The organism is Maribacter aestuarii (assembly GCF_027474845.2).
Lineage (GTDB): Bacteria > Bacteroidota > Bacteroidia > Flavobacteriales > Flavobacteriaceae > Maribacter > Maribacter aestuarii.
Genome location: NZ_CP107031.2, coordinates 2800589 through 2825542, shown reverse-complemented (window position 1 = coordinate 2825542; position 24954 = coordinate 2800589). Strand labels below are relative to the sequence as shown.

General features: G+C 39.3%; 23 protein-coding genes. 11 read left to right on the top strand and 12 right to left on the bottom strand.

Annotated elements, in window-relative coordinates; all coding sequences use genetic code 11:
* The first annotated feature begins 26 nt into the window (after window positions 1–26).
* From folE to N8A89_RS12785, 7 genes are all read left to right on the top strand, one after another.
* Window positions 27–707 carry a GTP cyclohydrolase I FolE gene (folE, locus tag N8A89_RS12815; RefSeq protein WP_281542606.1) on the top strand — a complete coding sequence of 227 codons (681 nt, stop codon included), beginning with the start codon at window positions 27–29 and terminating at the stop codon, window positions 705–707.
* A gap of 14 nt (window positions 708–721) precedes the next feature.
* Window positions 722–2203: a cysteine--tRNA ligase gene (gene cysS, locus N8A89_RS12810; protein ID WP_289644429.1), complete on the top strand. Its 1482-nt coding sequence runs from the start codon at window positions 722–724 to the stop codon at window positions 2201–2203.
* Window positions 2204–2249: 46 nt separating this feature from the next.
* Window positions 2250–2471: a membrane protein insertion efficiency factor YidD gene (gene yidD, locus N8A89_RS12805; RefSeq protein ID WP_281542605.1), complete on the top strand. Its 222-nt coding sequence runs from the start codon at window positions 2250–2252 to the stop codon at window positions 2469–2471.
* 112 nt (window positions 2472–2583) lie between these two features.
* Complete coding sequence (lgt, locus tag N8A89_RS12800; RefSeq protein WP_281542604.1) at window positions 2584–3546, top strand: prolipoprotein diacylglyceryl transferase; 963 nt, start codon at window positions 2584–2586, stop codon at window positions 3544–3546.
* A 13-nt stretch (window positions 3547–3559) separates the two neighbouring features.
* A complete protein-coding gene (locus N8A89_RS12795; protein ID WP_281542603.1) occupies window positions 3560–4048 on the top strand; it encodes a DUF192 domain-containing protein in 489 nt (162 codons plus the stop codon).
* 2 nt (window positions 4049–4050) lie between these two features.
* Window positions 4051–4569 carry a GNAT family N-acetyltransferase gene (locus N8A89_RS12790; protein WP_281542602.1) on the top strand — a complete coding sequence of 173 codons (519 nt, stop codon included), beginning with the start codon at window positions 4051–4053 and terminating at the stop codon, window positions 4567–4569.
* Window positions 4562–5803 carry an ATP-binding cassette domain-containing protein gene (locus N8A89_RS12785; protein WP_289644427.1) on the top strand — a complete coding sequence of 414 codons (1242 nt, stop codon included), beginning with the start codon at window positions 4562–4564 and terminating at the stop codon, window positions 5801–5803. The genes N8A89_RS12790 and N8A89_RS12785 overlap by 8 nt, the downstream gene beginning before the upstream one ends.
* A gap of 60 nt (window positions 5804–5863) precedes the next feature.
* On the opposite strand, the gene secDF is transcribed toward N8A89_RS12785, so the two are convergent.
* Window positions 5864–8827: a protein translocase subunit SecDF gene (gene secDF / locus N8A89_RS12780; RefSeq protein WP_281542600.1), complete on the bottom strand. Its 2964-nt coding sequence runs from the start codon at window positions 8825–8827 to the stop codon at window positions 5864–5866.
* Window positions 8828–8986: 159 nt separating this feature from the next.
* Window positions 8987–9913, bottom strand: coding sequence for a malate dehydrogenase (gene mdh, locus N8A89_RS12775; RefSeq protein WP_281542599.1), 927 nt, complete (start codon window positions 9911–9913; stop codon window positions 8987–8989).
* A gap of 290 nt (window positions 9914–10203) precedes the next feature.
* On the opposite strand from mdh, the gene N8A89_RS12770 reads away from it, so the two are divergent.
* Window positions 10204–10578 (top strand): hypothetical protein, encoded by a 375-nt coding sequence (locus tag N8A89_RS12770; RefSeq protein WP_281542598.1) that lies wholly within the window; start codon window positions 10204–10206, stop codon window positions 10576–10578.
* 132 nt (window positions 10579–10710) lie between these two features.
* On the opposite strand, the gene N8A89_RS12765 is transcribed toward N8A89_RS12770, so the two are convergent.
* Both N8A89_RS12765 and gyrB read right to left on the bottom strand, forming a co-directional pair.
* On the bottom strand, window positions 10711–11727 hold the full coding sequence (locus N8A89_RS12765) for a DUF6588 family protein (RefSeq protein WP_281542597.1): 1017 nt from the start codon (window positions 11725–11727) through the stop codon (window positions 10711–10713).
* A 72-nt stretch (window positions 11728–11799) separates the two neighbouring features.
* Window positions 11800–13779 carry a DNA topoisomerase (ATP-hydrolyzing) subunit B gene (gene gyrB / locus N8A89_RS12760; protein WP_289645561.1) on the bottom strand — a complete coding sequence of 660 codons (1980 nt, stop codon included), beginning with the start codon at window positions 13777–13779 and terminating at the stop codon, window positions 11800–11802.
* 393 nt (window positions 13780–14172) lie between these two features.
* Between gyrB and N8A89_RS12755 the strand changes: the two genes are divergently transcribed.
* A complete protein-coding gene (locus N8A89_RS12755) occupies window positions 14173–14358 on the top strand; it encodes a CsbD family protein (protein ID WP_281542596.1) in 186 nt (61 codons plus the stop codon).
* A 70-nt stretch (window positions 14359–14428) separates the two neighbouring features.
* Here the strand turns inward: N8A89_RS12755 and asnB are convergent, their stop codons facing one another.
* Entirely contained in the window at window positions 14429–16102 is a 1674-nt protein-coding gene (gene asnB, locus N8A89_RS12750) for an asparagine synthase B (RefSeq protein ID WP_289644423.1), read from the bottom strand.
* A 246-nt stretch (window positions 16103–16348) separates the two neighbouring features.
* On the opposite strand from asnB, the gene N8A89_RS12745 reads away from it, so the two are divergent.
* Complete coding sequence (locus tag N8A89_RS12745) at window positions 16349–16888, top strand: DUF2911 domain-containing protein (protein WP_281542595.1); 540 nt, start codon at window positions 16349–16351, stop codon at window positions 16886–16888.
* Between the two features lie 95 nt (window positions 16889–16983).
* Here the strand turns inward: N8A89_RS12745 and N8A89_RS12740 are convergent, their stop codons facing one another.
* The 6 genes from N8A89_RS12740 to N8A89_RS12715 form a co-directional block, all read right to left on the bottom strand.
* Entirely contained in the window at window positions 16984–17409 is a 426-nt protein-coding gene (locus N8A89_RS12740; protein ID WP_289644421.1) for a hypothetical protein, read from the bottom strand.
* A gap of 77 nt (window positions 17410–17486) precedes the next feature.
* Window positions 17487–19310, bottom strand: coding sequence for a DUF885 domain-containing protein (locus N8A89_RS12735; RefSeq protein ID WP_281542593.1), 1824 nt, complete (start codon window positions 19308–19310; stop codon window positions 17487–17489).
* Between the two features lie 35 nt (window positions 19311–19345).
* Window positions 19346–20104, bottom strand: a complete 759-nt coding sequence (locus N8A89_RS12730; RefSeq protein ID WP_281542592.1) for an NYN domain-containing protein — start codon at window positions 20102–20104, stop codon at window positions 19346–19348.
* A gap of 144 nt (window positions 20105–20248) precedes the next feature.
* Window positions 20249–20665, bottom strand: coding sequence for a response regulator (locus tag N8A89_RS12725; protein WP_289644420.1), 417 nt, complete (start codon window positions 20663–20665; stop codon window positions 20249–20251).
* Window positions 20662–22182 (bottom strand): sensor histidine kinase, encoded by a 1521-nt coding sequence (locus tag N8A89_RS12720; protein ID WP_281542590.1) that lies wholly within the window; start codon window positions 22180–22182, stop codon window positions 20662–20664. Before N8A89_RS12720 ends, N8A89_RS12725 begins: the two co-directional genes overlap by 4 nt.
* A gap of 12 nt (window positions 22183–22194) precedes the next feature.
* Window positions 22195–22674, bottom strand: coding sequence for a hypothetical protein (locus tag N8A89_RS12715; protein ID WP_281542589.1), 480 nt, complete (start codon window positions 22672–22674; stop codon window positions 22195–22197).
* Between the two features lie 287 nt (window positions 22675–22961).
* Here N8A89_RS12715 and N8A89_RS12710 point away from each other — a divergent pair, with 287 nt between their 5' ends.
* Window positions 22962–23741: an NIPSNAP family protein gene (locus N8A89_RS12710; RefSeq protein WP_281542588.1), complete on the top strand. Its 780-nt coding sequence runs from the start codon at window positions 22962–22964 to the stop codon at window positions 23739–23741.
* 7 nt (window positions 23742–23748) lie between these two features.
* Here the strand turns inward: N8A89_RS12710 and N8A89_RS12705 are convergent, their stop codons facing one another.
* Entirely contained in the window at window positions 23749–24861 is a 1113-nt protein-coding gene (locus tag N8A89_RS12705) for an OmpA family protein (RefSeq protein WP_289644418.1), read from the bottom strand.
* Window positions 24862–24954: the final 93 nt, after the last annotated feature.

The following is a 24954-nucleotide window of genomic DNA, read 5'->3' as shown; positions in this document are numbered from 1 at the left end:
TTGAGGCTTGTAAAAGTCTTATTTAGATGAAAATTGAGAGTAGATTGAAAGACCATTTGGATGAGTTAGAAAACGATCATATTTCTGCTTCGGAGGAGACTCCTTTGCGCAAGGATGCGTTTGTATTGGGTGATGATGAAAAAATCGATAGAATAAAGGACAGTGTCCGGGAAATAATGTTGACACTTGGTCTGGATTTAGAGGACGATAGTTTAAAGGGAACTCCCAATAGGGTCGCTAAAATGTTCGTTAACGAAATTTTTGGCGGACTTCATCCTGATAAAAAACCAAATTCTTCCACGTTCAGCAATAAGTACAAATACGGAGAAATGCTTGTGGAAAAAAATATAACGCTCTATTCCACATGCGAACATCATCTACTGCCCATTGTTGGTAAGGCCCATGTGGCTTACATATCCAGTGGCAGCGTAGTCGGCCTCTCAAAAATGAACCGTATCGTAGATTATTTCGCTAAAAGACCGCAGGTACAAGAAAGACTGAATATCCAAATCGTGAGAGAGTTACAGAAAGTATTGAAAACAGAGGATGTCGCATGTGTTATAGATGCCAAACACCTTTGCGTTAATTCAAGGGGGATACGGGATATAGATAGTAGCACGGTAACTGCAGAATACGGAGGAAAATTTAAAGAAGAGACCGTGCGTAGAGAATTCTTGGACTACCTTAATCTGGATACCAATTTTTAATTTTTTTGACCTCCATGCCATTGTACGAAGAGCACGTTATTAAGGTACACAATTCACTTACAGGAAAGAAAGAGGTATTTAAGCCTATCAATGAAGGCCATATAGGAATGTACGTCTGTGGCCCAACGGTCTACAGTAACGTACATTTAGGAAACTGCCGTACTTTTATGTCCTTCGACATGATTTTTAGATATTTCCGACACTTAGGGTACAAAGTGCGCTACGTTAGAAATATTACTGATGCCGGACACTTAGTTGATGATTCGGAGGACGGCGAGGACAAAATTGCCAAAAAAGCAAGGTTGGAACAACTGGAACCAATGGAGGTAGTACAGCGTTACACGGTCGATTTTCATAATATTCTAGAAAAGTTCAACTTTTTATCCCCAAGTATTGAACCTACTGCAACGGGGCACATCATTGAGCAGATTGAAATCATCAAGGACATCCTTTCAAAAGGATATGCGTACGAGATAAATGGCTCCGTTTATTTTGATGTGGTAAAATTCAACCAGACCCACGAGTATGGTAAGTTAAGCGGTAGAAAATTGGAGGATATGATTGCCAATACTAGGGAACTTGCCGCCCAAGATGAGAAAAAAAGTCCGCAAGATTTTGCACTTTGGAAAAAGGCGGAACCACAACACATCATGCGCTGGCCTTCCCCTTGGGGAGATGGATTCCCAGGTTGGCATTTAGAATGTACGGCCATGAGTACCAAATATTTAGGAGAGTCCTTTGATATTCATGGTGGTGGAATGGACTTGAAGTTTCCCCATCACGAATGCGAAATTGCGCAGGCAGAGGCCAGTAACGGTAAATCTCCTGTGAACTATTGGTTACATGCGAACATGCTTACGTTGAACGGTAAAAAAATGGCAAAATCCACTGGGAATAGTATTCTTCCTGGAGAAATATTTTCTGGTGAAAATGCTATTTTGAGTAAGCCTTTCTCCCCATCCATGGTCAGATTTTTTATGATGCAAGCACATTATACCAGTATCTTGGATATTAGCGATGATGCACTTTTGGCTTCAGAAAAAGGTTTCAACAAACTCATGGAAGCCATTAATAGCATTGACAGTTTAGCAACGGGAAAAAGTACCCATTTTGATGTAGAAAAATGGCGACAGTCCTGTTATGGTGCGATGAACGACGATTTCAATACGCCCATACTTATCGCACAACTTTTTGATGCCGTAAAACATATCAATCTTATAAAGGAAGGGAAAGTAACGATTACGGAATCCGATAAGGATTTACTCAAGGAAACCTTCCATAGTTTCGTATTTGAAGTTTTGGGCCTACAAAGCACGAGCAGCTCGGACGAGCATACCGAAAAGCTTAGTAAAGTTGTAGAATTATTGATTCAGATGCGAAAAGAAGCTAGAGAGAACAAAGATTTCGCAACTTCGGATAGTATACGTGACCAATTGTTAGCCTTGGGAATTCAATTAAAGGATAGTAAGGAAGGAACTACATTTTCTATAAATTAGGGCCAGTTTCCTGGAAATTTGGGGAATTTAAATTAGATTGGCATAAATGAAAAAAATCCTCATAGCCCCTTTTGTTCTTTTGGTTCGCTTTTATCAATTAGTGATTTCTCCCTATACACCAGCAACCTGCCGCTACTCCCCTACCTGCTCACAATACACGTTAGAAGCACTACAAAAACACGGTCTTATTAAAGGCGGCTGGCTCGCGATCAAACGGATTTTCAGTTGTACTCCTTGGGGTGGTAAGGGTTACGACCCTGTACCCTAGACCTTATCAGCATTAAGTTCTGTTCAACCATATTTATAATATTAGGTCTATTATTTAAAACCGTAGCGGTCTAGCTAGTATTTTTTATCTTAGCCCTTTCAAAAAACAACATATGCACTTCTTAGGTATTATATGGAATCCAAATGAAACATTGTTCAACATTGGATTTGTTCAAATCAAATATTACAATCTTCTTTGGATCATTGCATTTGCCTTAGGCTGGTACCTAATGAAACGAATTTTCGTCAATGAAAAAAAGTCTGTAGACCAACTAGATTCTTTATTCATTCACACCGTATTGGGGACCATGTTAGGTGCAAGGTTAGGCCATGTGATTTTTTATGACTGGGCTTATTACAAAAATCATCTGCTCGAAATTCTGCTTCCTATTCGCGAAAGTGATACCGGCAGTTTACTTTTCGGGTTAATAGATGGGTATGAATTTACGGGATTTACTGGTCTGGCCAGTCATGGTGCAATAATTGGTATTATTATCTCAACCTATCTTTATACCAGAAAACATCCAGGGTTCAGTTTGCTTTGGATTTTCGACAGGATGACCATTCCATTTGCTATTGGGGCTTTTTGTGTGAGATTGGGTAATTTTTTCAATTCGGAGATAAACGGAAAGGAAGTAGATGATTCCTTTATATTTGCCACGAAATTCATACGAGATTCGGACGATTTACATCCTTCTAGGGCACTAGGTATCACGAAAGAAAAAACCGTAAATGCAGCTTATGATGCCATTGAGAACAATCCGGAATTCTCTCAATACCTTGCCGAGATACCTTACAGACACCCTGCACAGCTATACGAAGGTGTAGGCTATATTTTCATATTCATTCTGTTATACTATTTGTACTGGAAAACCGATAAAAAGAATAAATTAGGGTACTTATTTGGACTGTTCTTGGTGCTTTTGTGGACCATACGTTTCTTTGTAGAATTTGTGAAAAAGAGTCAAGGTGGGTTTGAAGAATCACTTGGACTTCTATCTACGGGACAGTGGTTGAGTATTCCTTTTATATTGATAGGTTTTTATTTAATGTTCAAACCTGCTAAAACTACTTGAGCCATTTATAGGTATGAAGTTCATCGGAAAAATATTATGTGTTCCTTTACTTTTAGTTTCAATAGCGTCATGTAAAGAAGATGCAAAAAAAACGATAAAGACCCAAGAAGTCACTTTTACCAAGGAGGGCGATTTAGAAATTCTTGAAAACAGCTCAGATTCATTACTGGTTCGTCTGAATATAGAAATTGCCGAATCCGATTATGAAACCCAGACCGGTTTGATGTACCGAAAGGGAATGGAGGATAATCAAGGGATGTTATTTATTTTTCCTGATGAGGCTATGCATTCTTTCTATATGAAGAATACCCAATTTCCTTTGGACCTCATTTTTATAAAAGCAGATTCCACCATAGGCAGTATTCAGGAAAATGCGAAGCCTTATGATGAGCAGGGACTATCTTCAAAAGTGCCGGTTCAATTCGTTCTTGAAGTCAACGCAGGTCTATCCGAAAAATGGAATTTGGGAATTGGAGATAAAGTTGCTATTCACAGAAACTAGCCATGAAGTATTTACTGGAGGGAGAACAATCAAAAAGACTTTCTTTTAGAAAAGTAAAATCTTCCGATTACGCCCAGTGGCTTCCCTTTCACGAAGAACCGCTAAGCCGTCAATATTGGTCTGGTCTGCCAGAAAACCCTAAAGTTGCTTGTGACGTTCAATTTAAGGCGATATTCAAACGCTATAGGGAAGGTTTAGGTGGCATGAATGCTTTGATTCTCAAATCAGAAAACAGTCTGGTTGGTCTATGTGGGCTCCTCGTACAGGAAGTAGATGGTCAACAAGAATTGGAGATAGGATATTCAATACTTCCTGAAGCCTGGGGGAATGGGTTAGCTACCGAAGCAGCCCAAAAATGTAAAGAAGTGGCCTTTGAGAACAAATGGTCTCCTTCCCTTATTTCCATAATTCATGTTGACAATGTTCCCTCCCAAAGAGTAGCACTTAAAAACGGTATGCAGCTTGATAAAACCACCACCTATAAAGACAATCCTGTCCATATATTTAGATGTTATGCCTAAAAAATTGAATCACTGGGGCATATTTGTTGATAACGACTCCGATAAAGTTGCTTTAATCCACGCTATTCAATATCCGGGTACCAAGTCACCTTTTAAGGATTTTAAATCTAAAGAAGGAAAGGTTTTTTCTCCCTTGACCCTACAAAAATTTGTAGATGAGGAAGAACGACATAATAGAAAAATAATTGAAGGTTACCATCAGCCTTTGAAGACCATGTCCAGTGGAGAACAAAAAAAAGCATTACTATTTCACATTCTTAAATCCCAACCGGATTATATAATCTTGGATAATCCTTTCGATAATCTGGATAGCGATTTTCAAGAGCAGTTAAAGCAACTACTTATTTCCCATGCAGAAACTATTACCCTCATTCAGCTTTGCAGCAGAAAAGTGGATATTTTACCTTTCGTAAACAGTTACGGAATTTTTACAAAAAACGGTCTTAGTATTGTTAACGACTCCAAAATCATTACTGATCAAATAGAAGAAACATTCAGGGGAAAAATACCTGAAGCATTGGAATCAATTGAGATATCCCTGGAGACCTTAGTACACTTCAAATCTGTTTATGTTTCTTATGGGGAGAGAAAAATTCTCGACAACATTAATTGGAAAATCAAAAAAGGAGAATTCTGGCAGTTATTAGGACCAAACGGTAGCGGGAAAACTACGCTATTATCCATGATAACTGGTGATAATCCAAAGGCCTATGGACAGGAAATCTATTTATTCGGACGCAAAAAAGGAACAGGTGAAAGTGTTTGGGACATTAAACAAAAATTAGGTTATTATTCCCCGGCAATGACAGATAAATTTGCAGGTAGACACACCGTTGAACATATGTTAATTTCTGGCTTAACGGACTCCATTGGCCTATACCAACGCCCAACAGAAACACAAAAGAGATACATCAAAAAATGGTTAGTACTCCTGAACTTTTGGGAAATTAAGGATGTACATTTTAAGGACCTTTCACTTGGAAAACAACGATTGGTGATGACTGCAAGAGCTATGGTTAAGCATCCGTCTTTGCTTATTTTAGATGAGCCCACCGCTGGGATGGATGACCGTTCTGCTCAACTATTGGTAGCTTTGGTGAACAAAATTGCCAAGGAAACTAAAACCGCTATTGTTTTTGTATCACACAGAACCGAACCTGGCCTGCATCCAAAAAAAACATTCCAGTTACAAATGACTAAAGAAGGCTCTGTAGGAATAGTTCGTAACCTTTAGGTCAAAAAAAATCGCTACCCCGTAAGGAATAGCGATTTTAAATTCTTTAGAATATTCGTATTATTTATTTCCCGAAGATATCTTTTTGCTTAACGCATCGTACATGATTGGTGTTGCTATGAATACAGAGGAATAGGTACCTACGATTACACCCACAATCATTGCAAACATGAAGCCTCTTAAGGATTCACCCCCAAATGTAAATATGGCCAATAACACTACTAAAGTCGTTAGCGAAGTATTTAAAGTTCTTCCTAAGGTACTATTGATGGCAGAGTTCACATTTTCACCCCCTTTCCAGCCTCGTTCTGCGATAATCTCACGAATACGGTCAAAAACTACCACAGTATCGTTCAAGGAGTATCCGATAACGGTTAGAATCGCAGCAATGAACGCCTGATCTATTTCCATATTGAAAGGCATTACCTTACCAAGAATAGAGAAAACCCCAAGCACGATTAAAACATCATGGAAAACCGCCGCAACTGCTCCCAAAGAGAATTGCCATCTACGGAATCGCAGTAAGATATATAAGAAAACCACTGCCAAGGAGCCTAAAATGGCCAAGAATGCATTATTCTTTATGTCATCCGCTATAGTTGGTCCTACTTTTACCGATTGTAAGATACCGATAGACTTCCCGTCGCTGCCAACACTAAAATCTTCTTTACTTATGCCATCTGGCAAATATTTTTGTAAAGAAGTATACAACTTATCCTGTATTTCCACATCTACCTCAATACCCTCAACATCAACTTTGTAAGGCGTTGTGATTTTTATTTGGTTGGATTCCCCATAGGTCTTTACATTAGTGCCACTACCAAAAACGGTATTTAATTCGGACGCAATCTCGGAAGGATTTACTTGTTGCTCAAAACGGACTGTATAGGAGCGCCCACCAACAAAATCAACCCCTTGCTGCAGTCCTGGTCCAAAGAATAAAGAAAATAATCCTATGGCCACTAAAATTCCGGAAACAACATAAGCAATCTTCCTTTTAATCAAGAAATTGATATTCAAATTCTTGAAAAGACCTTTGGTGATGCTTGTAGAAAAATCCAAACTCCTACCTTTTCCACTGATGTACCAGTCCACTAACAATCTTGTAATGAAGATAGCGGTAAACAGAGATGTAAGAATACCTATTAATAAGGTAGTCGCAAAACCTTTTATGGGTCCGGAACCGAAGACGAAAAGAATAAGCGCCGTCAAACCTGTTGTTATATTGGCATCCAAAATGGATGAAAGTGCATTTCCAAAACCATCGGATACCGCCTGACCTTTTCCTTTGCCTTTCGCCAATTCTTCCTTGATACGCTCAAAAATAAGAACGTTCGCATCCACGGACATACCAATTGTCAATACGATACCCGCAATACCGGGTAATGTCAAAACCGCGTTCAAACTGGTTAATACCCCAAAAATTAAAAGGATGTTCAACAACAACGCGATATCAGCAAAAGCACCCGCTTTTCCATAGTAAAAAACCATCCATAGCAACACAATTGCCATAGCAATCAAGAACGACATAAAACCACTATCAATAGCTTCCTGTCCCAAAGACGGACCAACTATTTCCGATTGTATAATTTCCGCTGAAGCCGGTAGTTTGCCAGCACGTAGAACATTTGAGATATCCTTAGTTTCGTTTACCGTAAAGTTTCCGGTAATTTCTGAACGTCCACCAGAAATAGGACCCGACGAAACCCCAGGAGCCGTATATACTTTGTTGTCCAAAACAATAGCAATACCCGTTTGGTTAGTATAAGCATCACCAGTTAGCTTTTCCCATTCCTTAGCACCCTTGGTGTTCATGGTCATGGAAACTGCTGGTTTACTAAACTGGTCAAAATCTGCTCTGGCATCACTTACGACATCACCACTGATTCTTGGTGTGCCCTCCCTATTTGATTTTAATGCGTACAAGTCTATTACCTCTACCTCTTCCGATGATGGTCGTTCCCAAACAAACTTTGTAAATTGGATATCTGCTGGTAATAGCCTTCTAATTTCTGGCATCCTTAAATAAGAACCAATGGTAGCCGTATCCTTAATGGCTGCCCTAAACATGGCGTTCGTACCTGGATTTGCTGGTATCAATAATTCATACAAAGGGTTTACCTGACTTGCCAAATCCAACGAATCCGCAGAAACGTCCGATAACAAGGAGTCCAGTTCAGATTCTTCCTTAACCTGCTCTGGCTGTTCAACCTCAACAATTTCCTTCAACTTTTCATTCGCCTGAATCAGAAATGTGCTAAAGCTAGGATTGCTTTGCTTGTAAGTTTCCCAAAACTCCAACTGTGCCGTACTGGATAAAAGGTCCTGTGCTCGGGCTATGTCCCTCGCACCCGGCAATTCCACCAGAATACGTCCTGAATTTCCTTCTCTCTGAATATTGGGTTGTGTTACTCCAAAACCATCGATACGCTCACGAAGCACTTCAAAAGCAGAAACAATCGACTCATCGATTTTTCTTCTAATGATTGGTTTTACCTCATCATCGGACATTTGGAAGTTTACCTCATCGCTCAGACCTTTGTTCGCAAAAATATCCGGCGATGCTAATTTGGTTTCCCCCTTAATATTATCAAACGCCTCAAAAAAGAGCTCTATATAAGTATCATCACTATTCTTACTGGCCGCATCCGCATCCGCCAAGGCTTTATTGAATACCGGATTTTTGGTATTATTGGCAAGTCCTTTTAATATATCCTTTACGGAAATTTGCAGGGTTACATTAATACCACCTTTTAAATCCAGACCTTTGTTAAGCTCTTTCTTTTTAGCCTCGTCATAGTTCGTGTATCCCAAGATTGGATTGCTCCCAATGGAATCTAAATAATTCGCTTCTAACGCCTCCCTTTTAGAGACATAATCCTCTTCAGCTTCCGAAATACGACTCGCAGCAAATACTTCTGCTTCCTTTTCTACTTTACTTGTGATAAAAGTATAGGATAGCTGGTAGATACTGACTAGCCCGAATAATAAGGCGAAAAGCTTTATAAGTCCTTTATTTTGCATTGGTTATGTGAATTTTGTGAATGCTTTTTATAACAGCGTGCAAATATATGATTTACCCTAAGAATTGACAATATATTTGACAGTAATTGCAAAAAGGAAGCCATTAGGTATCTTTAAAGAAGACCTAATGGCTTTCCTGTAAAATTGGAATATTATCGATTATAAGGTTAGAAGGTCATTTGTTTTTGACACTCCTTCAGCACTTTCCTTCATCTTATTTTTCTCGGCATCGCTCAACGGAATATCTACAATATGTTCTATTCCATTCTTGCCTAAGATTACTGGTACGCCAATACAAATGTCATCCAGACCATATTCTCCTTCCAACATCGTAGAACAAGGGAACATTTTTTTCTGATCGCAAGCAATTGCCTGCACCAATGCTGAAACTGCGGCCCCAGGGGCATACCATGCACTTGTACCCAATAGTTTGGTAAGTGTGGCACCACCTATTTTCGTATCCTCTGCCACTTGGGACAAACGTTCCTCGTTCAAAAATTCAGAAACCCGAATACTGTTTCTGGTGGCATGAGAGGTTAAAGGTACCATTCCCGTATCGCTATGTCCTCCAATGACCATACCATCAACATCGGAAATTGGGGCATCCAATGCCTCTGCTAACCTATATTTAAATCGGGCGCTGTCCAAAGCACCGCCCATGCCAATAATTTTGTTCTTGGGCAAATCTGTGGTTTTATGCACTAAATAGGTCATCGTATCCATAGGATTGCTTACAACGATGAGGATAACATCCGGAGAATGCTTAATGAGGTTGCTGGAAACCGTTTTGACTATCCCTGCATTGATACCAATTAATTCCTCTCTGGTCATTCCGGGTTTCCTTGGTATTCCAGATGTAATTACGGCAATATGACTATTTGCGGTCTTGGAGTAATCATTAGTAGTTCCCGTGATTTTTGTATCAAATCCGTTGAGCGAAGCCGTTTGCATAAGGTCCATCGCCTTTCCTTCCGCATAACCTTCCTTTATATCCAACAGCACAACTTCCGATGCGAAATCCTTTATAGCAATATACTCTGCACAACTTGCACCTACTGCGCCTGCTCCAACTACTGTAACTTTCATTTGATTCTATTTAATTGTTAGTTATTAATAGGAAAGAATCCCATTATCTGTTTTTATTTATAAGGTATCCAAAAATAGGTAATAATTGATAAAAAATTGGATTGGTTGTCTCACTAATGTACCTTATACAATAGAGAAAAAAATCGACAAACCGCGTTACACGTTAAAAAAAATGACCGTTCAACGAAGATATGGTGAAATAGTGACCGTATATCGAATTTTAGTAATAACCATCACCACATCCCCGTTAATAGTCTTGGATCCCAAATCCAAACAAAAACCTACTTACAATGAAAAAGCTCGTTTCGTTAATGGCTATCGGTGCCATTATTCTAACCGCGAACTGTTCTAGGATAGAACAGAACAATGACCCCATCATCGGAATCTGGTATCAGTCCAAAACGGCCACTGGGGACGATACGTCCAAAACCACAATTCGTGAAGAATGGATTTTCAACGATGTCTATTTAGGCAGATATCATGAAATTATAGGTAATGAAATTACGCTTCAAACGGATTTTAAATGGTCCAAAACCGACGGTAAATACATTGTAGAATACCCCGGTCTTGAGGACAAACCCAAAAATGTCCTTACCATAGAAAAAAATAGCAATGAAATATTGCTTAAAAAAGCCGATGGTAATATCCTTGCTTTAAGAGAATAACAATTTTTACAGGGCCATGGGAAAGGTCTGTCCGGAGCAATCCGGGCAGGCTTTTTTAAATTATATGGAAAACTGAAAATAAAAAAGCGTAGATAAATGGTCTACGCTTTTTTTATCAATAATTAATAGTTTTTATCTCATCCCGAAATTAATACCGAACGTAAGTGTATTAAAAGCACCAAGATTATAATCAGCATTTAACCTGAAAAATCCCAGTTTTAACTTAGCCCCAACAGTACCGGTAACGCCATTTACTTTTTTAGTGATGGAAAAGGGGTCTACGTAGGTCTCTGAGGCAAACGGACCTTGAGTAACCCTATAAGTACCCAAAACATCGGTTACTGATTTTCCGGTAACATAACCCAAACCACCATAAAAATTAATAATCGGTAGTTTTGTAGATACCACAGCACTAAATGCCCATGTGCTGATATCAGCTTCAATTCTTTGATCCTCTCCCTCGATTAAATTGGCATCCGTAAAATCATAATCTCCACTAACCTTCGTATAGCCTATGACTGCGGAAATGGCAACTGGCAAAATTTTATCTGCAGGTAAAAGTTTAGTGATGTCGTTTTGTAAACCAACACCAATCAAACCTACCGCTGCACCTTCGTACTCAATTTTTGGCAAAAATCTTGCTTTAATCTCCAAACCCTTCACTAAGCCGACACTTCCTTGCAGATAACCTGATGGGATGAAATCCAAACCTTCACCTGAAAGACCAGATGGTAATTCAAATTCCTCCCTAACGGTAATACCAGCAACTTGGCCTTCTACAAAAACATCAATTCCGCTCAAATCTCCCAGTGCAGATGAAACTGCGCGTGCCGTCCCGGGATTATCTACGAAATCTAAATTTTGATAGTCATTGGGATCTAGAACAAAGACTTTCTTATCATCCTTATTTTTGAAACCTGTAATATTTCCAACAATAGAAATTTCAAACCCACCCAAAGGCTTGGCATCGGCAGAATTATACCATCCCGTAGAAAAGTTATAAATAGCACTTTCTGACAACGGGGCCATGTAATCATTGGTAAACTGTTCCGCATCTTCGACTCCAGCAGCGAAGACATCGTTAAAATCTGCTTGTGCCATTGCCATGCTTGCACTGGCTAAACAAAATATTGTAAGTATATTCTTCATCTTGTAAAATTTTTCCTAAAACTAAAAAACCTGCGGGGTCGCCGCAGGTTTTTGTTGTGTAAGTAGCTATTTCTATGTGTCAATGTTCGCATAAACGGCATTTTTCTCAATGAACTCCCTTCGCGGAGGAACCTCATCGCCCATTAACATGGAAAAAACACGATCGGTCTCCGTAGCGTTTTCAATCGTAATTTGACGCAATGTTCGGAAATCAGGATTCATTGTAGTGTCCCATAACTGTTCAGCATTCATTTCTCCAAGACCTTTATACCTTTGGATACTTACGCCACCACTATAACTATCGGCTATCTCATCTCTTTCCTTATCCGACCAGGCGTATTGTTTTTTCTGACCTTTTTTGACCAAATATAAGGGTGGGGTAGCGATGTATACATGACCCCCTTCGACCAATTCCCTCATATAGCGGAAGAAAAAGGTAAGTATCAAGGTTTCAATATGACTTCCATCCACATCGGCATCACACATGATAACCACTTTGTGATACCTTAGCTTTTCCAAATTCAATGCCTTACTATCATCCTCGGTTCCGATCGTAACCCCAAGCGCCGTATAAATATTCTTTATTTCCTCATTCTCAAAAACACGGTGTGGCATTGCCTTTTCTACGTTCAATATCTTACCCCTTAGTGGCAAAATAGCTTGAAAATTCCTGTCCCTACCTTGTTTGGCAGTTCCACCGGCCGAATCTCCCTCAACCAAGAATACTTCACATAATGCTGGATCTTGTTCGGAACAATCTGATAATTTTCCGGGAAGCCCACCAATACTCATTACAGTTTTACGCTGCACCATCTCACGGGCCTTAGTAGCCGCATGTCTTGCGGTGGCCGCTAAAACCACTTTTTGAACAATAACCTTGGCATCATCCGGGTGCTCTTCCAAATAATTGGTCAACATCTCCGATACTGCCTGACTTACCGCAGAAGATACTTCCCTGTTCCCTAACTTGGTCTTGGTCTGTCCTTCAAATTGGGGTTCTTGAACCTTTACCGAAACAATGGCCGTTAATCCCTCACGGAAATCATCACCTTGAATCTCGAACTTTAACTTATCCAACATTCCAGAGGCATCCGCATATTTTTTAAGCGTCGAGGTAAGCCCTCTTCTAAAACCGGATAAATGTGTACCACCTTCATGTGTGTTAATGTTATTCACATATGAATGCAGGTTCTCTGTGTAACTGGTGTTATAGATCATGGCGACTTCCACAGGAATATCGTTCTTTTCGCCTTCCATAGAAATCACATTTTGTATCAATGATTCCCTATTACCATCCAAAAACTTGACGAACTCTTTTAAGCCCTCGTTAGAGAAAAAAGTTTCGCTCACGTATTCCCCGTTCTCGTCCTTTTGTCTTTTATCGGTGATAGAAATTGTTACCCCCTTATTCAAAAAGGAAAGTTCCCGCATTCTGTTAGCCAAAGTCTCGTAACTATATTCTATGGTTTGGGTAAAAATTTGGTCGTCCGGATGAAAGGTGACCATGGTTCCCCTTTCCGTGGTTTCTCCAACAGTTTTTACAGGATACATGGATTTACCACGCTCATATTCTTGCTCCCAAATCTTACCGTCCCGATATACCGTTGCCTTTAATTTATCCGAAAGTGCGTTCACTACGGAGACACCTACACCGTGGAGTCCCCCCGAAACTTTATAGGAATCTTTATCAAACTTTCCACCGGCCCCAATTTTGGTCATGACCACTTCCAGCGCCGAGATACCTTCTTTTTTATGAAGATCTACAGGAATACCCCTACCGTTATCTTTGGTGGTTATGGAGTTATCTTCGTTTATGGTTACGCTAATGTTATCACAATGCCCTCCCATTGCCTCATCGATGGAGTTATCCACCACTTCGTATACCAAATGGTGCAATCCACGGACCCCTACGTCCCCAATATACATGGAAGGCCGCATCCGCACGTGCTCCATACCCTCAAGGGCCTGTATGCTATCGGCAGAGTATGCCCTTTTGTTCTCTCCGGTAAGGTGCTCACCCGGTACTTTATCAGCTTCCTTTTTTTCTTTGATTCTTCCTCGTTATTTGCTTCTTCGCTCATACAATTAAGGTTGTTTTTACTTCAAATTTTGCAATCCTACAAATATACGGAATACCCTATGAAATATGAGCTTATCCCACTTCAGACCCCGTTAAGTTATCAACAACCATTGTGGAAAATTGAAGTCGATTTTAAAGAAGATATATTTTAATGGAAGTTGCCTTTTCCCATTATGACTGAAGAAACTCATTTTATATGCATATCAGCATAATAAAATGAAGAAATATGGATAAAAAATCTATGCCATGGGCAAAATGTACTGTAATGGTTTTTTTACTGATGCGATTGATAAAATAAGGAGGATTTTAAGATTTAGTTTACAATCAAACTTTAAATTAGGATTGAACTCTAAAACTTAACAATCATGAACGAAGATCAATTTAAAGGCAAATGGAATATCGCCAAAGGGAAGTTAAAGCAGAAATATGGCGAACTAACAGATGATGATTTGACCTATTCCGAAGGTAAGTCGGATGAACTTTTAGGAAAAATTCAAGAAAAGACAGGTGAGTCCAAAGAGGATTTGAAGGATTGGATAGACAGCCTATAACATTCGATTATTAAGAAAAATAAGAACCCCGGCAACAACCGGGGTTTTTAATTAGCTAAATTCAATAGGTTTATTGTTTAACATAAGCATCATCATGGACATTGGCCACTGCCCTACCGGATGGGTCGTTCATGTTCTTAAAGGCTTCATCCCACTCTAATGCTATTTTAGTGCTACAGGCCACGGATGGCTCCTGTGGAACGGACAAGGCCGCTGCATCTGAAGGAAAGTGACTCTCAAAAATAGAACGGTAATAAAACTCCTCTTTTGAGGTGGGGGTTTGTATTGGGAAGCGGAACTTTGCGTTCGCCAATTGGTCGTCCGTCACCTCATCGTTCACCATTTCCTTCAGAGTGTCTATCCAGCTATAGCCCACCCCGTCAGAAAATTGTTCTTTTTGCCTCCAAGCCACGCTCCCTGGCAACATATCCTCAAATGCCTTTCTTACGACCCATTTTTCCATGCGCTCCCCATTGATCATTTTATCCTTTGGGTTTATACGCATGGCCACGTCCATAAATTCCTTATCCAAGAAAGGCACACGCCCCTCTATGCCCCATGCGGCAAGTGATTTGTTCGCCCTTAAGCAATCATACATATGAAGTTTGCTTAATTTGCGAACGGTTTCCTCGTGAAACTCTTTATCGTTTGGTGCTTTATGAAAGTACAAATATCCTCCAAAAAGCTCATCTGCACCTTCGCCGGAAAGCACCATTTTTATTCCCATGGATTTAATGACCCTTGCCATCAAATACATTGGTGTGGATGCCCTTATCGTGGTGATATCATATGTTTCCAAGTTATAGATGACATCCTTAATGGCGTCTAGGCCTTCCTGTATGGTGAATTTTATCTCGTGATGTATCGTTCCAATATGGTCCGCTACTTTTTGGGCCGCAGCCAAATCCGGAGAACCTTCCAAACCAACCGAGAAGGAATGTAGTTGTGGCCACCAGGCATCTTTTACATCGTCCGATTCTATTCGTTTTTGCGCATACTTTTTAGCTATTGCAGAAGTAACGGAGGAATCCAATCCTCCGGAAAGTAAAACCCCATAGGGCACATCGGACATTAATTGACGGTGAACGGCAGCTTCCAACGCATCCTTGATTGCTTTGATGCTGGTCTCGTTTTCCTTAACGGCGTCGTACTCCATCCAATCGCGGGCGTACCACCGTTTAAGTTCACCATCACTGCTATGTAAGTAATGCCCTGGAGGGAATAATTCGATCTTAGTACAAGTGCCTTCTAAAGCTTTCAATTCCGAAGCCACATAAAAAGTTCCGTTTTGGTCCCAACCCATGTACAACGGAATTATACCCATGTGGTCCCTAGCTACAAAATACTCATCTTTTGAAGCATCATAGATGGTGAAACCGAATATCCCGTTCATTTCATCCAAAAAGTCTACGCCCTTTTCTTGATAAAGAGCCAAAATAACTTCACAATCAGATTCGGTCTTAAAATTGTACTTACCTTCAAACTGCTTACGCAACTCGCGATGGTTATAAATCTCTCCATTTGCAGCCAATACTAACTTACCATCTGGACTCACTAAAGGCTGTTTGCCTGAGGCTGGGTCTACGATAGCCAATCGTTCATGGGCCAAAATAGCTTTGTCATCTGCATAGATACCACTCCAGTCTGGTCCTCTATGTCTAATTTTTTTTGACATTTCCAGTAACTGGGGCCTAAGGGCTTCTGTACTTTCCTTTACATCAAATGCACAAACAATTCCACACATAATATTTATTTTATTTCAATTTCATTACAAAAATGAATTAAAACTTTTATATTAGAAACACGAATACAATTAATAATTACATATTTAAACTTTTTTGTGTATATTATTGATTTATTGGAATAATTTTCAAAAAAGATTGATTCACAGTTTTTATTCTGTAAGTCCTTCAAATTTTAACGTCTTTTTATCAGTCTATACTAAGTGAAGACCTTAGTTTTGAAATACTTTAACTAAATTAAAACACGCATGAAAAAATTAGTAGCACTTACCACATTTATTTTCGCATTGGCCTTTACCACTACTGCCAGTGCTCAAAAGTTTTCCGGACTGGACAAAAGCCCATTGGACATGGCCGCTTATCCTACCGATTATAAGGTTTCCGAAAAGGCCATTCGTATTTCTTACGGGCGACCACAATTAAAAGGGCGTTCTTTAGCCGAACTTGCCCCTACAGGTAAAGTTTGGAGAACAGGAGCTAACGAAGCTCCTGAAATTACATTTTATAAAGATGTGAATTTTGGTGGCAAGGACATCAAAGCCGGGACCTATTCCCTATTTACCATTCCTGGTGAAGAAGAGTGGACCGTTATTCTTAACAAGAATTTGAACCAATGGGGTTCATATTTCTATGATGAAGCTGCGGATGTTGCCAGAGTTACGGTACCAAACGGTTCCGACTCAGCTTCACTAGAAGAATTTTCCATTGCCTTTAAGGATGTTGATAACGGAGTACACATGGTAATGGGCTGGGACAAAACGAGGGTTGCCGTTCCAATTACGATGTAAATCATTAAAAAGGTTTAAAATAAAAATCCCAAGTTTAGCCTTGGGATTTTTTTATATCCCAGACTTTTCTGAGGATTAATTTCTTTGGACTATCCCTAATTGTCCCTCGGTATTTTTCGAGTGCCTTGGATGTCGTAGGTACCTTGATTAGAATAGCTCTTCCCCACAATAGCATCGCCTACTACCTGCAATACAACGGATACTCGTTCTGTACCTTCGAGAATGATGTTGAATTTAACAGAACTTCCTTCTATTTGCACATCCTGTCCGGTCAGCGTTCCATTACCCAAATTCACTTCCACAACATAGTCGCTCTTATCCTTTCTTATAAATAAAACTCCTTTTTCATACTCAGGTCCAGCACCAGTAACCGTATAATCCCAAACACCTATTGGATTACCATCAAACACTATGGTCTCTTCCGTTTGTGAAATGGCCATGTTTTCAATTACAAAAGCACTGGCATTTTGAGCTAAAAAAAATGAAAAAACCGCAATTAAAGAAAGAAGATTATTTTTCATGAACCCTGAATACAGTTGATGTTCATAGCTAAACGTTAAAAATAAAAAAATATTCCACTAGAATAGAATTATGAAAATTAGTTTTGTTTATGGGAATCAATCCATCTTCCAATTTTCTCCTCTAAAAGTACTAAAGGTACACTCCCGGAATTTAAAACTTGATTATGAAACTCACGAACGTCAAAATTGGCCCCTAATTCCGATTCTGCCTTAGTGCGTAGCTCCCGTATTTTTAGCTGGCCTATTTTATAGGATAAAGCTTGCCCAGGAGTGGCCATATAGCGTTCTACTTCCGCGATTATGTTATCTTCCGATTCCGCTTCATTCTCCAAGGAGTAGGCTATTGCTTTTTCCCTACTCCAACCTTTGGCATGAATTCCCGTATCAACCACTAACCGGATAGCTCTATGCATCTCCATGCTAAACATTCCAAAATATTGATAGGGATCTTTATACAGGCCCAACTCTTTACCCAAGGATTCAGCGTATAGTGCCCAGCCTTCTACGAAAACACCCATGCTCTCCGGGTGTAAAAACTCCGGCAAATTCTTATTTTCCTGCTGTAACGATAATTGATAGTGATGTCCAGGAATGGCCTCATGTAGAAAAAGTGCTTCATCATGAAGCATATTGTACGCTGCAACATCCGGAATTGGAACATAAAACGTTCCGGGTCTCTTGGCATCTTTTGATCCTGGTACATATTCGGCACTGGCCGAAGCCTCCCTAAACGCTTCCGTCCGTCTCACTTCAAAACCGGCCTTAGGTCGCAAACTAAAAACATCTCCCAAGGTCTCAGAAATTCGCTCATTAATTGCATTGAAATTGGCAATAACCTCTTGCGGAGTTTTAAATGGCACCAGTTCTTTCTTTTCCCTTAGTTCACTAAAAAATTCATTTAGGTTACCTTCAAACCCTAGCTCGTTTTTTATGGTGATCATTTCCGTAGAAATCCGTGCTACCTCTTTCAATCCAAGTTCATGGATTTCATCGGCTGTCATATTGGTCGTAGTATGCAGTTTAATAAGGTAGTCATAGGTGCTGGGACCATTTGGTAAATCACTTAAACCGTGGGTATCCCTGCCTGCCAGTAGATAAGAGTTCTTTACAAAACTATAGAGTTCAACATACTTGGGTTCCAATTTCGTATTTATATATTCTACGTAACGAGAAGTCAACTCTTCCTTGACCTCTTTAGAAAAAGAATCGGGCAACTGTACTATTGGTTTGTAAAAAACATTGTCGGTCACAGGAATATCAATGAAAGCATCAAGCTGGGGAAGCATTTTACTAATCAAAACTTTTGGCGCAACCACATTTTTGCGCATTCCCTCCTGCATTTTAATCATACTGGTGTCCAGAAAAAGTAAATAGTCTTCCAGGCGTTTCAACCAATTCCAATAGTCCTGTTCCGTTTCAAAAGGCTGGACACTGGTGCCACCTGCCAACTGTGCTACGTACAAGTGCAACGATTGTATCTGAAAGAGAGGCATCAATTCAAAACTTGGCAAATCATATATTGGAGAGGCTATAGTTTTGATGGGGTTCATTAATCCCTCCAATTTTATAGAACAGTCCCATTCCATAACTCTTAAACTCATCCAATCTTCCGGACTGACCATTGTTGAATCATATTTAGTCAACTCATCCAAAAAGTAAGTGTACTTTTCCTTTGCGTATAATTGATATTCATCGGATATGTAATTGGCTATCGTATCATTATACTCCGTAAAACCAGCTTTTGTAGCCTCAATGGGATTGATGCTTTTTTTAAACTCGTAGAAATCTATAAATAGGCTATCCACTGGTCTAGCTTCGTGGCCGTTAGATTCGGCAGCGTTATTTTGTTTGCAAGAGATGAGGATTATTGGAATGAGTATAAAAAATAAGAGGCGGTTCATTGGTACGAGTTATTTGATAATATCATGTGTCAGAACTACTTGGCTGATTTTGGTTTTTTCTTCTCCTTGATTTTCACATAGATAAGTTTTCTTCTTCCTTTAGAATCCTCCCTACGCTCAATTTCAAAATGTGGAATAGAATTAATCAACGGCGTCAACTTTTGAAAACCATAATTCCTTGAGTCAAAATTGGGTTGTTTCTTCTGTAAAAGGCTACCGACATCCCCCAAAAAAGCCCAACCATCGTCATCCGCCACGTCTTCTATGGTATTGGCAATAAAGCGAAGTTCTTTTGGTGTAATTTTATCTACTTTGGCATCTACCTTAGCTTTATTTTCATCAGAATCTATACTTTCTTCGACCTGACTTTTTAAGATTTCAATATAGATGAATTTATCGCAGGCCACTATGAAGGGGTTTGGAGTTTTACGTTCCCCTATCCCAAAAACCTGCATTCCGGCCTCCCGTAGTCTGGTGGCCAATCTAGTAAAATCACTATCACTGCTAACGATACAAAATCCGTTCACTTTTCCAGTATACAGTATATCCATAGCGTCAATAATCATCGCGGAATCTGTAGCATTTTTACCTTGCGTATAGCCATATTGTTGGATAGGCGTGATGGCATTTTCCAACAATACGTTTTTCCACTTTCCTAACCGCGGATTGGTCCAATCCCCATATATACGTTTAATGGTAGGGTTACCATATTTAGCTATCTCTTCCATCATTTCTTTGACGTATGCCGATGGAATATTATCTCCATCAATCAAAACTGCTAAATTCATGTCCATTGTCTAGGTTTTTTGTAAAGGTAGGTGGTTTTTTACTAAAAAATTAGAGTTCTACGCCTTGGCTCAAACGATATATGAGGAGAGAATCCAAGCTGACAGAATGAGGACAAGCCTTAGGAAGGAGTGTTTAGCGAGTGTATACCACTATCTATAATCTGGAAAATGTGTATCAATAATTTCATCAAGTACCGGCACCGTTAAAGGCTTGTTCTTGAAACCGCTTATATTGGGAATATCTTTGGAAGTATTTTCGTCATCGGGATTCAAAGAAGTGGTCAGCATGACGAGCACCATCCTTGCTTTTTTCACTTCTTCTAGTTTGTCATATTCATCCAGAAATTCCCACCCGTCCATTCCCGGCATATTGATGTCCAAAAAAATAATCTCCGGACATATGTATTCATCGCTGTTAGTTTCCCTCAGATAGTCGAGTGCATCATATCCGCTTTGCTTCGCCACCACTTTTTCCGCCATATCGGCTTGCTTAATGGTCCTTTCGTGAATATAGTTGGTAGCGTAATCGTCATCGATTAACAGAACACAGCTCAATTTTTTTTTCATACAGAAGTTATTTTTAATTTGTTGGAGAGTGTAAAGAAAAATTTACTTCCCTTTCCGGGTTCAGATTCTATCCAAATTTTACCACCGTGAAGATCAACAATTTTTTGGCAATGTGCCAAACCGATTCCGGTACCCTCATATTCATCCCGAATATGTAAGCGCTTAAAAATTTTAAAGATTTTTTGCTGATGTTCTTTTGGCACACCTATACCATTATCCTCTATACAGAAAAGAATATTCCCCTTTCTTTTTGCACCGCTAATATTGATTATTGGATTTATCTCAGGCCTAGTGAATTTCATGGCATTTACAATCAGGTTTTGGAATAATTGTCTTAGCTCCGCCCGGTAACCTATAACACTATCTGGAAGTTTTTTATAATTTATAGTAGTATTGGTTTCGGCAATTTTTAAACTTAAGTCCTTCTCAAGGTCGCCGAGTACTTTTGTGATATCAATTTGTGATTTTGCCGCATCCTTCCCAATTCTACTATAGTCCAACAGACCTTTGACCAAATTCTGCATCCTTGTGGTAGCCTCAACGATAAAATTTAGACTATCCTTTCCTGTCTGATCAAATTTTTCTACATATTCAGTGGCCAATAGTCCGGAAAAACTGGATACCGTACGCAAGGGCTCTTGTAAATCGTGCGATGCAATAAAGGCAAATTGCTCCAATTCCTTGTTTTTCATCTCTAGACTTTGCGCGTAAGCAATGCGCTCCTCCTCAATTTTCTTAAGTTCGGAAATATCTGTCCAACTTAACCGGCTATATGTAATTTCACCTTGATCGTTCCTCGCCGAGCTTGCGTTTAAAATAACGTCTATCTTCTTTCCAGATTTTGTTCTTAAAACCAATTCCGCATTCTTTATCGAACCCTTATCCCTAAAGCTTTGCAAAGCGATATCTAGATTTGGCTTACTTGCCATATGGTGCAATAGCTCAACTGGTTTGCCCAGTAGCTCATCTTTCGAATAACCCAATTTCTTACATAAGGTATCGTTACATCTTATAATATGGTTATTGTTCAACTGTACGTTGGCGTGCATTTCATTAGCGTTTTCATAAAGGTACCTGTACACCTTTTCGCTTACTTCTAGCTTTTCCCGGCTTTTATTTAAATCCTTTGTTCTTTCTCGTACTTTATCCTCCAATGACGCCAGAACCCTTTCCAATCCTTCATAACCACTTTTGGCAGCGGATACAAGTGCTACACAAATCCACACTACGATTATGGAAATAAATGAATTTAGTCCTTCCATTCTTCCCCCAGAAAGACTATCGGCCCCTTTTACCATTGCCGTTATAATCAAAATAGTACAGATAATACCCAAGTATATGGAAGTGTACTTACCCGATAGTATCCAGCTGTATAAAATGACCATGCAATAGATACTCCCAATGGCAATACTACTGGGCACATTAATGTCTATGCTATAAACCACCAAGGCAATAACCAAAGCAATACAGAACAATATGGCATCCTTGACGATACTCGACCTAGTTTTTTTATTCATCTATAAAAACTATCAATCCGATAGTTGCCTCCTTAATCTTTCTATTTCCGCATCCTTTTCACTTATTTTCGACATCAACCGTGCGGTCTCATCTGAATTTGGAAGGTTGGGAGCTTTGGCATCCAAGAGTTTCGGTAAATCCCGGATTAATGCAAAAACGGTTGCAAAGCTTATAATTGCCGTGAGAAATTTTAATAAAGCACTTAATCTATACGCTGGCCACCAAAAGATTATGGCATCCAAGATATGCGTTGAACCACAAAAGATAATAAATGCGGCAAACAACCAGAACACAGGAAGGAAAGGAACTTTTGGTCTTTTCTGCACAAAATATATAATGACCACAGGTATAATAAAATACGCCAACCAAATGGCAATATCACTTCCTATGTACAACCAACCGTGAAAATCACTCCATTTACCACACACCCATCTTGGTGGCCAATCGGAAGTGTTGAATAAATTCTGAAAGAATTCAATTATCTCGGTCATTTGTAAGGCATTTAGGATTCATTCGTAGTTTCAAATATATTGTATATGATAAATATTACCAATCCCATAGGAATTATATTACCAAAATAGTTTTTAACTGTTCTATTTTATATGTTGAATTTCAACTCCTTACATTAAAATGATTTAGAGCATTTGAACAAATGCATTATCTAAGGGCAACAAGATTTAATGCTGACTTAAAGGAAACCGATTTAATAAAAAGTAGCTTTTATATATTTAAGCAATATTGCCTAACTTCATCAACCTAAAACTTTAAAAAAGAATACATGAAAACTAAACCATTCTTGCCCATACTCATATTTCTCCTGACCATTAGTGCCATAAGCGGCCAAACTACCAAGAAAGAATTTTACGAGCTTAAAACGTATACCGTTAAGAACGAAAATCAAGAAAAAAGGGTGGATGCTTATTTGGAAAAAGCGTATTTACCTGCATTGAAAAGAATGGGTTTAGAAAATATAGGAGTCTTTAAAATACGCCAGGATAAGTTTCAGATGAGCAATAAAATATATGTACTCATTCCTTTTAACTCCCTAGCGGAATTTGAACGTATGGAAGCCATGCTTTCGGTAGATAAAACTCATATGACTGCGGGTAAAGACTATTTAAACGCGAGCTATGACAATCCACCGTATGAGCGTATCAATTCTGTTTTATTACGGGCATTTCCAGATATGCCCAAAATGAAACCGACAAATGTCGAAGGTCCCAGGTCTGAAAGGGTTTACGAACTTAGAAGTTACGAATCTCCCACGGAGGCAATTTATAAGAATAAGGTAGCTATGTTTAACGAAGGTGGGGAAGTAACGCTTTTTGAAGATTTAGGTTTTAATGCCGTATTCTATGCCGAAGTCATTTCGGGTGATCGGATGCCTAATCTCATGTACATGACCACTTTTCCGAACATGGAAAAACGTAACGCATTATGGAAGGATTTTGTGGATTCACCTAAGTGGAAAGAAATTTCAGGGATGGAAAAATATCAGAATAACGTGAACAAGTTGGATTCCTTCCTCCTCTACCCCACCGAATATTCGGATTATTAGGGCAATCCTAATTCGTGATAATAAACTCCACCCGCCTATTTTTTTTGCGGCCTATGCTTGTATTATTCGTTGAAACTGGCTTGGTACTCCCAAAGCCTTTGGCGGATATCCTATCTTGGGAAATCCCGTTGGCAATTAAGTATCCACTAACCGCTAGCGCTCTTTTTTCTGATAATATCTTATTGTAACTATCTGAGCCTTTTGCATCGGTATGGCCGGATATTGCAATTCTAAAGTTGGGATTTTGTATCAGAAACCCATGAACACGTTCCAGTTCCTTTTCTGCCGTAGATAGCAATTTAAATGCATCGAAATCAAAAAGAACATCGCTGAACACATTTGTCTTATCCACTTCAAATGTATCCGATTTTTTATTGCCATCCATATTTACCGCTACATAACTTTTATCTTCTAGTGTAGTTATGGAAACCATATCCAAGTAGTAATAGGAACCTCTTGTACTGTTTCTTTTAGTCGCAAATTTCTGGGTTCTTTTATTGCTCTTAAAATTTCCAATAATCATGTAGTTCTCTGTGCCATTGGCTACGAATTCTTGCTCTACCAACACCCAGTCCTTTTCATCCGAATAAAAATCGGAATAGCGTATTTCAAAATAATTGGAAACATCTCCAGGAACCTTGGACAAGTGCATTCTAGATAGTGTTTTGGTGGTATTTACCTCAATCGGATTTTCTGAAAATTGGATTCCGAATTCCTTAATTGCAAAATCGGAACGCTCGGCCAAACTCACATAGAACGATACGTTATAGGTTTCCCCCTTCTTTAAAGTGCTCTTCAGCTCAGCTTGAATATACTCCCTGTAATCTTGTGGAGCGTACAAATAGAGTCCCACGTATCCCACTCCAAAATCAGCTGGCTGTTCCCCGTTAAAATTTTCCGGGGTCCCCATGGCCTGGCTGCATCCATTAAAATAATCGGTTGATCCATTGGTCGGTGCTTGCCAATCTTCCAAATCGGCCTCCAGATTTCCCAAGGTTTTAGGACAATTTATAAAGGTTTCAAAACTGGGATTGTGCACAAGGTTTTGAGCAAAGGAGACCCCACAAAATAATAAAAGGTATCCCGACAAAAAGCCCGTAATGTATAAAGACCGGTGCACAACACTTATTTATTTCCTTCAAGTTAGAAAATTCCTGTCGCTTTATAACAACTCATCGTTATAAGGGGCATTAGTTTCTTTAAAAGAATAGCG